This window comes from Nocardia sp. CA-151230 (assembly GCF_050942175.1).
In the GTDB taxonomy this organism is placed as follows: domain Bacteria; phylum Actinomycetota; class Actinomycetes; order Mycobacteriales; family Mycobacteriaceae; genus Nocardia.
This window is the reverse complement of sequence record NZ_CP192061.1, coordinates 1,739,554-1,752,406: the sequence shown is the minus strand read 5'-3', so window position 1 is coordinate 1,752,406 and position 12,853 is coordinate 1,739,554. Positions and strand designations below refer to the sequence as shown.

At 68.0% G+C, this 12,853-nt stretch carries 11 protein-coding genes; 4 read left to right on the top strand and 7 right to left on the bottom strand.

Going from position 1 to position 12,853, the window contains the following annotated elements; translation table 11 throughout:
- Nucleotides 1–13 precede the first annotated feature (13 nt).
- On the top strand, nt 14–745 hold the full coding sequence (locus ACQP1O_RS07765; protein WP_402767376.1) for an HNH endonuclease: 732 nt from the start codon (nt 14–16) through the stop codon (nt 743–745).
- A gap of 4 nt (nt 746–749) precedes the next feature.
- Here the strand turns inward: ACQP1O_RS07765 and ACQP1O_RS07760 are convergent, their stop codons facing one another.
- A complete protein-coding gene (locus tag ACQP1O_RS07760; protein ID WP_433565171.1) occupies nt 750–1,205 on the bottom strand; it encodes a MarR family winged helix-turn-helix transcriptional regulator in 456 nt (151 codons plus the stop codon).
- Between the two features lie 60 nt (nt 1,206–1,265).
- Between ACQP1O_RS07760 and ACQP1O_RS07755 the strand changes: the two genes are divergently transcribed.
- The gene (locus ACQP1O_RS07755) at nt 1,266–1,628 is read left to right on the top strand and encodes a hypothetical protein (RefSeq protein WP_433565170.1); all 363 of its coding nucleotides are present in this window, start codon (nt 1,266–1,268) and stop codon (nt 1,626–1,628) included.
- A gap of 30 nt (nt 1,629–1,658) precedes the next feature.
- Here the strand turns inward: ACQP1O_RS07755 and ACQP1O_RS07750 are convergent, their stop codons facing one another.
- Entirely contained in the window at nt 1,659–2,288 is a 630-nt protein-coding gene (locus ACQP1O_RS07750; protein ID WP_433565169.1) for a helix-turn-helix domain-containing protein, read from the bottom strand.
- 62 nt (nt 2,289–2,350) lie between these two features.
- Here ACQP1O_RS07750 and ACQP1O_RS07745 point away from each other — a divergent pair, with 62 nt between their 5' ends.
- On the top strand, nt 2,351–3,091 hold the full coding sequence (locus tag ACQP1O_RS07745; protein ID WP_433565168.1) for an AzlC family ABC transporter permease: 741 nt from the start codon (nt 2,351–2,353) through the stop codon (nt 3,089–3,091).
- A 43-nt stretch (nt 3,092–3,134) separates the two neighbouring features.
- On the top strand, nt 3,135–3,452 hold the full coding sequence (locus ACQP1O_RS07740; RefSeq protein ID WP_433565167.1) for an AzlD domain-containing protein: 318 nt from the start codon (nt 3,135–3,137) through the stop codon (nt 3,450–3,452).
- A gap of 78 nt (nt 3,453–3,530) precedes the next feature.
- Here ACQP1O_RS07740 and ACQP1O_RS07735 read toward each other — a convergent pair whose 3' ends face one another.
- The 5 genes from ACQP1O_RS07735 to ettA all read right to left on the bottom strand — a co-directional run bounded on the left by ACQP1O_RS07735 (nt 3,531) and on the right by ettA (nt 12,844).
- Nucleotides 3,531–4,259, bottom strand: coding sequence for a dienelactone hydrolase family protein (locus tag ACQP1O_RS07735; protein ID WP_433565166.1), 729 nt, complete (start codon nt 4,257–4,259; stop codon nt 3,531–3,533).
- A 369-nt stretch (nt 4,260–4,628) separates the two neighbouring features.
- Nucleotides 4,629–5,303: a hypothetical protein gene (locus ACQP1O_RS07730; protein ID WP_433565165.1), complete on the bottom strand. Its 675-nt coding sequence runs from the start codon at nt 5,301–5,303 to the stop codon at nt 4,629–4,631.
- A gap of 13 nt (nt 5,304–5,316) precedes the next feature.
- Nucleotides 5,317–5,763 (bottom strand): acyl-CoA thioesterase, encoded by a 447-nt coding sequence (locus ACQP1O_RS07725; RefSeq protein WP_433567611.1) that lies wholly within the window; start codon nt 5,761–5,763, stop codon nt 5,317–5,319.
- Between the two features lie 44 nt (nt 5,764–5,807).
- Entirely contained in the window at nt 5,808–10,712 is a 4,905-nt protein-coding gene (locus tag ACQP1O_RS07720) for an NAD-glutamate dehydrogenase (RefSeq protein WP_433565164.1), read from the bottom strand.
- Nucleotides 10,713–11,167: 455 nt separating this feature from the next.
- Entirely contained in the window at nt 11,168–12,844 is a 1,677-nt protein-coding gene (gene ettA, locus ACQP1O_RS07715) for an energy-dependent translational throttle protein EttA (RefSeq protein WP_433565163.1), read from the bottom strand.
- Between the last annotated feature and the right edge of the window lie 9 nt (nt 12,845–12,853).

Genomic DNA, 12,853 nt, shown 5'->3' with positions numbered 1-12,853 from the left:
CGGGGTATGGCCCATGAAGCAGCGGCACGGCGCCCGACACGAGGCGCGGACCCACCGACAACTCCAGCCCGCCGACGTCCACAATCGTGGGTCGGGGGCTACTCCGCTGCACTTGCTGTCCGAACATTCTCATTCCGAGCATCACCTGGGCGCTCATCCCGAGCCCGCCCATCCGGGCGACCACCGCGAGCACGCGCATCATCCGCCCACCGCAGCACCCGTTCCCGCCTGGGCCAAACGCCGCGTGCTGCTGCTGAACGCCACGTACGAGCCGCTCACCGCCCTGTCCGCACGTCGCGCCATCGTGCTGCTGATCTGCGACAAGGCCGACACCGTGCACGACAATCCGGAAGGTCCGGTCGTGCATTCCGCCGGCACCTCGGTGGCGCTCCCCTCGGTCATCCGACTACGCAACTACGTGCGCGTCCCCTACCGGGCACGGGTACCCATGACCCGAGCCGCCCTCATGCATCGCGACCGTTACCGCTGCGCCTACTGCGGCGGCAAGGCCGAAACCATCGATCACGTCATTCCGCGCAGCCGCGGCGGCGCCCACTCGTGGGAGAACTGCGTCGCCTCCTGCGCCCCCTGCAATCACCGCAAGGCCGACAAGCTCCTGAGCGAACTGGGCTGGACGCTGCACCATCCGATGGTCGCACCGAAGGGTCCGCACTGGCGGTTGCTGTCGGCCAGCTCGGAACTGGATCCGACGTGGTTGCAGTACCTCGGCGAGGGCGCGGCCTGACGCGTCACTCCCCCGTGGGCAGACCGGCTTCGGCGGCCAGTACGCCGAGCGCGCGCAGGAAGGTCGTGCGCTCCTTGGCGGTCAACCCGGCGGTGAGTTCGTCGTCGAGTTCTCGCGCGGCCCTTTCGCATTCCACCAGCAGCGCGTAGCCGTGCCCGGTGAGCGTCAGCACCTGCCGGCGCCGGTCCCCGGGATCGCGCACGCGCTCGATCGCTCCGAGTCGTTCCAGATGATCGGCCAGCGCCACCACCAGACTCGGCGCGACGCCGAGCCGGCCCGCCAATTCCTGCTGTGACGCGGCCTCGCCGTGGCTCAGCGCGGTCATCAGCCCCGCGTGCTTGGGCTTCAGATCGAGGGTTTCGATGCGCGCGGCGAAGCGGTCCGCGACCACCGAACCCACCGTGCCCAGCCGGAACGAGACGGTTTTCGGGAGCCCGGTCGGCTTCTTGACATCGTTCACGGGTCAGATGATACTTCCCTCGAAACATTCAGACTCTGAATGATTTAGGGAGTGAAGGAAATGGACGCTTACACCGGAATCGCCATCGCGAACGCGGCGGTCGCCTTGATCTCGGGAGTCTCCAGCGTGGTGGGCATGGCGCGGCCCGCGATGGCGGTGCCGGATGGTGGCGAGATCAATACGGGCACACTGTTTTTCGCGTACGCGTACGGGGCGCGGGCGGTGCCGCTGAGCATCGTGATGCTGATCCTGCTCGCAATCGGGGCCCACAGCGGACTGGCGCCGATACTGGTGGTCGCCGGACTTGCTCAGATCGGCGACGCGGTCATCGGTGCAGGACGGCGCAACTGGCCGATGGCGGCCACCTGCGTCGGATTGGCGGCCGTGCACCTGCTGTCCGCCTGGTGGATGGCCGGGCAGTGAGAGCGGCCGCGCCGCAGCCGGATTCGCGGATCAGCTGTATTCGCTGACCAGCAGGGCCCAGGTGCCCGGCTCGAGGGCCTCGAAGACGTGCGGCAGATCGCCGGGGTAGCAGATGTAGTCGCCGGGCCCGAGTTCCACGGGATCCTCGGCGAGCCCGACCTTGGCGCGACCGACGCACAGCACGATGTGCTCGACGACGCCGCGGGCGTGCGGGGCGGAGTCGCGGGGATGGCCGGGTTCGGCGGTGATGCGATAGACGTCACGGCGGGCCGCGGACGGGGAGGCCGCGAGCAGGGTGGTCCGGTACTCGGACCGCGCCGAGGCGAGGACCGGACCCTCACCCGCGCGGATCACCTGAACCTGCGGGGTCGGAGGATCCAGCAGCCGCGAGAACTGAATGTCGAGGGCGAGGCAGAGCGCCCACAGCGTTTCGATGCTGGGGTTGCCGGAGCCCGATTCCAGTTGGGACAGCGTGGATTTGGCGATCCCCGCGCGACGGGCGACCTCGGTCAGCGAGAGTCCGGAGCGAGCCCGCTCCCGGCGCAGTGCGGCGGCGATCGCCTCCTGCGGCGACGCGGGCGCCTGCGGGGCAGACTCGGGCACCTGTTCGGCAGACACAGGCTCTGAGCGGTCGGACTGCTGGGTCATGGTGGCGTTCACAGTACCGGGATATCGGCACGTCCCTTTGACGAACCCGGCCGGTTGTGTTCATTATAGAAAACATGCGTTCGGCATGGCGAACACTCGATCGGAGTGTGCTCACAGGTATCGCGGCGATCTGCCTGGCAGTCGCCATGATCGGCGTATCCTACGGCGCTACCGCGGTGACCTCCGGACTGCCCGGCTGGCTGCCGGTGCTCATGAGCGTCGCCGTCGTGGCCGGCGGCTCGGAATTCGTCTTCATCGGCATTCTCACCGCCGGCGGCGGGCTGGTCGCCGCCGTGCTGGCGGGACTGCTGGTCAACGCCCGGCACCTGCCCTATGGACTGTCCGTGCCCGATGTGATCGGCACCGGCTGGCGACGGCTGCTGGGCACCCACGTCATGAACGACGAATCGGTGGCCATGGCCCTGGCCCAGCCGGATCGAGATCGGCGGCGCGCCGCCTACTGGGTGTGCGGGCTCTCGGTGGCGGCCGCCTGGCCGATGGGCGCGGCCATCGGTGCCGTTCTCGGCGCGGTGGTGCCGGATCCGAATGCGTTCGGCCTGGACGCCGTTTTCCCGGCCGTGCTGTTCTCGCTGGTGCTGCCCGCACTGCGCGAACCCGTCACCCGCACAGCCGCTCTGGCCGGAGCGGTGGTCGCCGCGGCGACCACGCCGTTCCTGGGCGCGGGGCTGCCGGTGCTCCTCGCACTGACCGCGGTCCTACTGGTTGTCCGGCGTGCCGGGAAGCCGGATGCCGAGACGACCGCGAGCCACACCGCAGGCATCGAAACCACCACTGCCACAGCCGGGACCGTCTGATGCCGGCCGCTGTACGCCGATCGGGCTCGCGGGGCACGGGCCGATGACCAAGACACTGTTGCTGGGCGCCATGGCACTGGCCTTCGGAACCTTCGCATTCCGATTCGCCGGGCCGCTGTTGCGGAGCCGGGTCAAGATTTCGCCGCGCACCATCCGGCTGCTGGAGATCGCGTCGGTCGTGTTGCTCACCGCGCTGGCGGTCACCACGCTGGTGCCCACGGGCAGCGGCCAATTCGGGTGGGCGCTGCCCGCGGGCGTGCTGGTCGCGGCGGGGCTGGCGTGGAAGCGCGCACCGCTGCTGGTAGTGATCCTCTCCGCGGCAGTGGTCACGGCGGGGCTGCGGATGCTCGGCGTGCACTGAGGATCGAATCCTCGGTATGTGCTGAGGATCGAATCCTCGGTAACTGCTGAGGATCGAATCCTCGGAGTGCCGAATCCGCTAGCCGCGCAACAGGTCCGCGATCCGAGCCCAGGAATCCTCGGCGACCTCGGGCCGGTACCAATCGCGGCCGGGGAAGAGGAAGCCGTGCGGGGCGTCGTCGTAAACCACGATCTCGTGCTGGATATTGCTTGTGCTCAGCGCCTCTTCGAGTTCGTCGCGAGACTCGGCATCGATCAGCGGATCCTCACCGCCGAAGAACAACACGACCCGGCCCGTGATGCCGGGGGTGGCTTCGACGGTGGGTTCGGGTGTGGACAGCGGGATATCGGTATTGGTGAGCCAGCCCGGGTAGAACGCGGCGGTGGCGGCCAGCGGCAGCTGGGTGGCGGCGTAGTAGGCGACGTGCCCGCCCGCGCTGAAGCCGACCATGTTCAGCGACACCGCGCCGCGGCCGCGGAATTCGTCGAGACAGGCCGAGACATCGTCGACCACCCCGGGACGGGTCAGGGTGCGGAGCAGTTCCAGACCGCGTTCCCGGTCCACGTGCAACTCCAGCTCGGCGCGCGGCGCGACGCGGTGGAACAGGTCCGGCAGGACGGCGACGACGCCCAGGGACGCCAGGCGGTCTACGGCCGCTCGCGCCGTGGCGTGCTGGCCGTAGATCTCGTGTCCCACAACGACTCCGGGATACTCACCCGGTTCCGCCGGACGAGCCAGGTAGGCGCTCATCACGGCATCGCCGACCTTCAGGTCGATCCACTCGGTCACGATCGGGGCATCGCTCATGCCGCCAAGGTAATCGGCACGGGGCGGGGCGACCAATCGTTGCGACTATGTCGGCCATCGCGATTCCGATGGCCGGCGGACCGGCCGTCGCCTCAGCCGCCGACGGCGGGCGCAAAGGCCGGAGCCAGCAGGGCGATGCCCAGCGCCACACCCGCGAGAATGCACCTCAGGATCGTCATGGTGATGGCCCCTCCCTGTGGTTGCGTTCGGTCCGACTCGAACGTATCCGGGCTCGAAAAACCTTACTAGCCAGGATATTCGGTGCCCCGTGCGTTGGGGGCGGGTTCGGGCGCGACTCAGTGCCGGAAGGGCGGCAGAGCCTGGGTGCGGGAAGCGGCAGAGCCTCGGTGCGCAAGCAGCGGCAGAGCCTCAGTGCGCGAGCAGCGGCAGGGCGGGGCCGCGACGGCGGGCCACCGAACCGTAGCGGGCGTCCAGGCGCAGCCAGGTCCGAGCCGCGCGCACCCGCACGATCTCGTCCACCGGGATGCGGCGGGAGTCGGTCTTCTCGCCGCCGTGCGGAATGAAATCCATGGCGGCGAGGGCGAACACCACCCGCATGGGCACCTCGACCTGCTCGCCGCCACCGGACACGGTCAGCACCGTCTGATCCAGCAGGGCGGCCGGCGGGCCGTGCTGGCTGCCGTGCTCCTGCGCCAATTCGGCTCCGCGCTCGGCCAATTCGACGAGCATGCGGGCGGGCACGTCCTCCACGTGGACGAAGCCCGCCTCCGGCGGCAGCGCGGCGCGCCAAGCGGAATCCATGGCATAGCCGAGTCCGAACGCAGCGCCCGCATCCGGCCCGTGCAGCCCGGCGAGGACGGCGACCGCGCCGACGGACACATCGTCCATCCCGAGGTCGGCCACCACTGTGCGCACCGCCAGCGCCTCGAATCCGGTGGTCGCCCAGGCAGAGACGTAGCGGTCCCCGCGCCGGCGCAGCCGGATGACGGCCGCCGGGTCGAGTCGGATGGCGTGCGCGATGAAGGTGGCCAGGTTCTCGCGTTCCGCGGGATCCGGAACGTGCAGGGTCAGTTGTCCCGACAACGGTCGTTCTCGGTCAGTCGGCCAGCCACTGCGCGAGGTAGTCGCGTTCCTCGGCGGTGAGGCGGCGTAGGCGCTGGGTGTCGATGTCGAAGGCGGCCAGCTGGGTGGAGGCGATCACCGCCGGCGGCGAGTCCGGGGCGGCGCCGGCGGCGCGCACCTCGTAGCCGACGGTGAAGTCCACCGCGCGCAGCCGGTCGATCCACATGGACACGTCCAGCGGCGAATCCTCGTGGCGGAGCTGGCCCTTGTACTGCACTCGCAGATCGGCCAGCACACAGCCGGACCGCAGCGCAACCGTCGGTCGCTCATCCAGGAACAGCCACGGGATGCGGGCCTCCTCCAGCAGGGTGACCATGCGGGCATGGTTGATGTGCTGGAAGGCGTCCATATCCGACCAGCGCACCTCCACCGTGGTGTGGAAACGCTTCGGCTCGGCCGAGGCCGGGGTCTCCCCCGGAATCGGTGCTGCCGTCTTCGCATGGCCGTTCAGCGAACCGACACTCGTCAACGCGGTACCTCCGATTGCGCACCCACCCCACTCACCATGCTGCGCACCTGCCGCGCCGCAACCGACAGCGTGGCCAGATCGTGGGTTCCGGACTCGAACAGTTCCGACAGGGCAGAGCGCGCACGGCCCAATCGGGACTGGTTCTTGGACTCCCAGTATGCAATCTTCTCCTCGGCCGTCTCCTCCGGGTCACCGCCGGAGAGCACGTCGAGGGTGAGCGAGCGCAGCGAGCCGTACATGTCGTCGCGCAGCGCGAGCCGGGCCAGCGCATGCCAGCGATCACCGCGTTCCAGGTGGCTGACCGCCTGCAACAGCCAATCGATCTTGAGGTGATCGTTGAGCGCGTAGTACAGCGCGCCCACCTCCTCACCGCTGCGATCGGTGATGTCGGCGATATCGAGCACATCCAGCAGCGGGAACTGGTTCAGCAGGCCGAACACCTCGGTGGCCAGCTCCGAGGGCGCGCCCTGCTCGACGATCGCCTGGGACTGCGCATTGAGACTGTCGATGTGGTGACCACGCAGCCAGCCCGGCACCTTGGGCGAGAGCGTGCGCACACCCTGTGCGTAGCGATGGATCTCCGCGCCCACCGCGACCGGCTGCGGGCGGTTGTTGAGCAACCAGCGCGAGGCCCGGTCCAGGGTGCGCTTGGTCTCCAGCTCCAGCACGTCCTTCATCCCCGTGGAGATCTCCGCGGCGCGAATACGACCCCACACCGAGTGCAGATCGAAAATCTGGGTCGCCGCGGTGAAGGCGCGGACCGCGTCGGAGGCCGAGGCCCCGATCTCCTCGCCCAGGCGGAAGGCATAGGTGATGCCGCCCAGATCGACCACCTCGTTCACCAGCATCGTGGCGGTGATCTCCCGGCGCAGGCGATGCCGCTTGATGGCCACACCGAAGCGGGTGCGCAGCGGGGTCGGGAAGTACAGCGGCAACCGTGCGGAGAAGTACACCATATCGGGCAGATCGCTGGCCAGCAGGTCGGCCTTGAACGAAAGCTTGACGTGCGCCATGAGATTCGACAGCTCCGGCGAGGTGAGGCCGGTGCCCTCCTCGGCGCGATACTTCATCTGTGCGTCGCTCGGCAGCGCCTCGAGCTCGCGGTCCAGGCCACGGCGTTCCTCAAGATCCTCGATGACGCGCTGGTGCACATTGAGCATATGCGGGGCCTCGGCCCGGGACATGCCCATGAGGATGTTCTGGGAGACGTTGTCCTGCAGCACGAGTGCGGAGACCTCGTCGGTCATGGAGGCCAGCAGCGGGTTGCGCTCGGCCTCGGGCAGCTCACCGGAGGAGACCACGCCATCGAGCAGGACCTTGATATTGACCTCGTGGTCGGAGCAGTCCACACCGGCGGAGTTGTCCAGCGCGTCGGTGTTCATCTTGCCGTCGTGGCGGCAGAACTCGATGCGGCCCAGGGCGGTGACGCCCAGGTTGCCGCCCTCGCCGATCACCTTGACCCGCAGGGCATTCGCGTTCACCCGGACCGCGTCATTGGACTTGTCACCCACCTCGGCATTGGTCTCGGTGCTGGCCTTGATGTAGGTGCCGATACCGCCGTTCCACAGCAGCTGTACCGGGGACTGCAGGATGGCGCGGATCATCTCCGGCGGCGACAGCGAGACGACGTCGGCGGCCAGGCCGAGCACCTCGCGGACCTGGTCGCTGACCGGGATCGCCTTCACCGTGCGGTCGTAGACCCCGCCGCCCTCGCTGATCAGGGACCGGTCGTAGTCGGCCCACGACGAGCGCGGCAGTGCGAACATGCGCTCACGCTCGACGAAAGACGTTGCGGCATCGGGATTCGGATCCAGGAAGATGTGGCGGTGGTCGAAGGCCGCGACCAGCCGGATGTGCCGCGAGAGCAGCATCCCGTTGCCGAACACGTCACCGGACATGTCGCCGATGCCGACCACCGTGAAGTCCTGCGACTGGGTGTCGATGTCCATCTCGGCGAAGTGCCGCTTCACGCTCTCCCACGCGCCCCTGGCGGTGATGCCCATGGCCTTGTGGTCGTAGCCCACCGAACCGCCGGAGGCGAAGGCGTCGCCGAGCCAGAAACCATACTGCAGGGCAACATCATTGGCGATATCGGAGAAGGACGCGGTGCCCTTGTCGGCGGCGACCACCAGATAGGTGTCGTCGGCGTCGCGGCGCCGCACCCGCTCGGGCGGCAGCACCGCGCCGGTGGCGCGATCGACGTTGTCGGTGACGTCGAGCAGGCCGGAGATGAAGGTGCGGTAGCAGGCGATGCCCTCGGCCTGCAGCGCCTGCCGATCGGCGACCGGATCGGCGGTCGCGGCCGGCGGCTGCTTGACCACGAAGCCGCCCTTGGCGCCGACCGGCACGATCACCGCGTTCTTCACCGCCTGCGCCTTGACCAGGCCCAGGATCTCGGTGCGGAAGTCCTCCAGGCGGTCCGACCAGCGCAGGCCGCCGCGCGCCACCGGACCGAAGCGCAGGTGCACGCCCTCCACCCGCGGGGAGTAGACGAAGATCTCGAATTGCGGCCTGGGCTTGGGCAATTCGATGATTTCCTGCGGTTCCACCTTGAACGACAGGTAGTCCCGCGCAGTGCCCTCGGCGTCGGTGACGTAGTAATTGGTGCGCAGGGTGGCCTTGATCAGGCCGAGAATGGCGCGCAGAATGCGGTCGGCATCCATGCTCACCACCTCGTCGATGCGGTGGCGGACCGCGGCCTCCAGCTCGGTGGCATGGTCGGGATTGGCCGAGTCCGGATCGAAGAGCGCGGTGAACAGCTCGACGAACATGCTCGCCGCCTCCGGAAAGGTCAGCAGCACCCGCGTGATGGCGGCCTGGCTGTACTGGAATCCGGCCTGCTGCAGGTACTTCGAGTAGGCGCGCAGGATCGCAACGCCGCGCCAGTGCAGGCCGGCGCGCAGCACCAGCTCATTGAGGCCGTCGGCCTCGGCGCGGCCGTACCAGAGCGCTGCGAACGCCTCGGTGAAGCGTTCGCGTAAACCGCGCACCTGCGCGTCGAGCACGTCGAGCCGGCTCACGGACTCCACCAGTTCGGCGTCCATGTTCCGATCCAGGGCGCTGCGCAGCAGCTCGGGACGAGCCAGCAGGCCGAAGTCGTAGATCCACTGCTCCGGGCCCTGCTCTCGCTCGACGTGGTGCGGGCGCTCGTCGATCACCTCCACGCCGAGGCTCTGCAGCAGCGGCAGCACCTGGCTCAGCGAGATGCCGCCGCCACCACCGATGTACAGGGTGAAACGCCAAGAGCCCGGCTCCGAGTCGGACCAGCGGTACAGGTGCTGGTCGATGCCCCCGTCGGGCAGCCGCTGCAACCGCAGGATGTCGGCCACGGCACGGGTGGGCTCGAAGTCCTCCTTGTAGCTCTCCGGCAGCGACTCGGCGTAGCGCTGCGCCACCGCCGGGTCGAGCACCGTGGAGTTGGCCACCTCGTCGCGCAGGTGGTCGTCCCAGGTTCGGCTGGCCTCGGCGAGCAGGTGCTGGATGCGGAGCCGGTTGGGCTCGCCGGTGTCGGCCACGACGCCCTGATCCGGCAGCCGGACCGTGAAATACACACTGGCAAGGTCACTTTCGGACACGCGGGCCGAATAGTCGATGGATGCACCGCCCAGCTCGTGCATCAGGATGTCCTGCATCTCCAGGCGGACGCGGGTGGTGTAGCGGTCACGCGGCAGGTACACCATGCAGGCCACGAAGCGGCCGTAGCCGTCCATGCGCATGAACAGCCGAACCTGGCGGCGCATACCGACATTCAGCACCGCGCTGGCGGTGCGGCGCAGAGCCTCGCCTTCGGAGGAGAACAGCTCGGTGCGCGGGAATGCCTGGATGACCTCCAGCATCTCCTGGCCGGAGAAGGAGTCCAGGTCGAAGCCGCTGGACTCGATGATGGAGCGCACCCGGCGGTCGATGACGGGGATGTCGAGCACGTTCGCATGCAGGGCGGTGACGGTGAAGACGCCGATGAAGAGGTGCTCGCCCGTGACGGCACCGGATTCGTCGATCTCGGCCACGCCGACGAAGTACGGGTAGACCGCGCGGTGCACGGTGGCCGGGACGAGGCCCTGGGTCAGCATGAGCAGCGGCTGGTCGCCGCTGTTGTCGGGGACCCGGAAGTCGGTGCCGACATTGGGGCGCAGCACGCCGAGGCTGGTCTCCGGCACGATGATGGACTTGGCCTGACCGTCCACGGTGCTGCGCTCGTAGCGGGCGTAGCCCAGCACGGTGAAGTGGCCGTCGGCCAGCCAACGCAACAGATTGGCGCAGTCGATGAGATCCGTTGCGGGAAAGGCGGATCTGCCCGCGGTGGCCGCGGTGTCGAGCTCGGCGGCGACCCGCTCCTGCGCCTCGCGCATGGCCTCGGTGTCCTCGATGACCCGGCGCACGTCGGTGAGCACGTCGGGCAGCGCTGTTTCGATCCGCTCGAGCTGGGCTCGGCTGGTGGCGGGGTGCAGTTGCACGTGCATCCAGGACTCGGGCAGGCCCGTGGTGCCATTGGCGTCGACCTCGTGCGGCACCGCCGTCTCCAGGCGGCCCGCGGCGTCTCGGGTCACCTCGAAGATGGGGTGCACGACCTCGCTGACGCTGACGCCGATCCGGCTCAGCGAGGAGGTCACGGATTCGACCAGCAGTGGCATGTCATCGGTCACGAGCTGGATGGCGACGCCGAGCCCGGCCTCGTCATCCGCATGGTACACACGGACATTCGCGGTGCCGGGGGTGCGCTGGATGCCGAGATCCAGATGGCAGCGGAAGATGTGGGTGGATGTCGCGGGGATCGCGCAGTCAGCATCGCCGGCGTCGACGTGGCGGAAGTACGCCTCCTCGAGGGATACCAGATTGCCCCGCAGAGACGCGGGCAAACTCGCAGCCCAGGCCGCGCTGGACAATTCGGACGAGACCGTCATTTCGCCAACTCCTCGGATTCGGTTCCGTAACAAAGTGACGCCGATGCGAGAGTAGCTGGGCGCAAGAACTGCCGGGCTGAATTCCTCTCAATGCCGCGCCGCGTCTAATCATACGGACGAACCGGACGGTTCGGCTGCCGCCGACTTCGCCCGATATCGCCAGGTCGCATACGACATACCTTGCACCAAAACAGTTTTCACGCACAACTGCGAATGCGAAACCGCTGAGTTCGCCGTTCGATAACCGTTCATCTGGTCGGTCACGGCCCGCCATCCAGCGGGCCGCGAACCGTCCAGCGAACGTCTTCGGCCCGACGAAATGGTGATCAATCGACCATTCTTCGATGGACCGTACGGAATCCAGCGCTCGGAAGCGGACCGATGACGGGCGCGGTCCGACTACCTCACCCGGTTCGGCGGGTGAGGGCGGCGGTGAATTCGGTTGGGGTGGCCCGTTATCCGCGGGTCAGCTTGCGGTGGGTGACGCGGTGCGGGCGCGCCGCCTCCGGACCCATGCGCTCGATCTTGTTGGCCTCGTATGCCTCGAAGTTGCCCTCGAACCAGAACCAGGAGGCCGGGTTGTCCTCGGTGCCCTCCCAGGCCAGGATGTGGGTACAGGTGCGGTCGAGGAACCAGCGGTCGTGGGAGATGACCACCGAGCAGCCGGCGAAGTTCTCCAGCGCGTTCTCGAGCGAGCTCAGCGTCTCGACATCGAGGTCGTTGGTGGGCTCGTCGAGCAGGATCAGGTTGCCGCCCTGCTTGAGGGTCAGCGCCAGGTTCAGGCGGTTGCGCTCGCCACCGGAGAGCACACCGGCCGGCTTCTGCTGATCCGGGCCCTTGAAGCCGAACGCCGAAACGTAAGCGCGGGAAGGCATTTCCTGATTGCCGACCTGGATGAAGTCCAGCCCGTCGGAGACCACCTGCCACACCGTCTTGTTCGGGTCGATGCCCGAGCGGCCCTGGTCGACGTAGCTCAGCTTGACCGTCTCGCCGACCCGCACCGCGCCGCTGTCCGGCTGCTCCAGACCGACGATGGTCTTGAACAGCGTCGACTTACCGACACCGTTCGGTCCGATGACGCCGACAATGCCGTTGCGCGGCAGGGTGAACGACAGATCCTTGATCAGCTGCCGGTCGCCGAAACCCTTGTCCAGGTGCTCGACCTCGACGACCACATTGCCCAGGCGCGGACCGGCCGGGATCTGGATCTCCTCGAAGTCCAACTTGCGCATCTTCTCGGCCTCGGCGGCCATTTCCTCGTAGCGGCCCAGACGCGCCTTGTTCTTGGCCTGCCGCGCCTTGGCGCCGGAGCGGACCCAGGCCAGCTCCTCCTTCAGGCGCTTCTGCAGCTTCTGGTCCTTCTTGCCCTGCACCTCGAGGCGCTCGGCCTTCTTCTCCAGGTAGGTGGAGTAGTTGCCCTCGTAGGGGAAGGTGCGGCCGCGGTCCAGCTCGAGGATCCACTGCGCCACATTGTCGAGGAAGTACCGGTCGTGGGTGACGGCCAGCACCGCGCCCGGGTAGGAGGCGAGGAACTGCTCGAGCCACAGCACCGACTCGGCGTCGAGGTGGTTGGTGGGCTCGTCGAGCAGCAGCAGGTCGGGCTTGCTCAGCAGCAGCTTGCACAGCGCGACGCGACGGCGCTCACCACCGGAGAGGTTGGTGACCGGCTCGTCCGGCGGCGGGCAGCGCAGCGCGTCCATGGCCTGCTCGAGCTGGGAGTCGACATCCCACGCGTCGGCATGGTCGAGCTCCTCCTGGAGCTTGCCCATCTCCTCCATCAGCTCATCGGAGTAGTCGGTCGCCATGAGCTCGGCGATCTCGTTGAAGCGGTCCAGCTTCACCTTGATCTCGCCGAGGCCCTCCTCGACGTTGCCGCGCACGGTCTTCTCTTCGTTCAGCGGCGGCTCCTGCTGCAGGATGCCGACCGTCGCACCCGGCGCGAGCCAGGCATCACCGTTGTTCGGCTGGTCCAGTCCCGCCATGATCTTCAGCACACTGGACTTACCCGCGCCGTTCGGGCCGACGACACCGATCTTGGCGCCGGGAAGGAAGTTCAAGGTCACATTGTCGAGCACGACCTTGTCGCCATGCGCCTTTCGCACCTTCACCATCTGGTAAATGAACTCAGCCATATCGGCAAG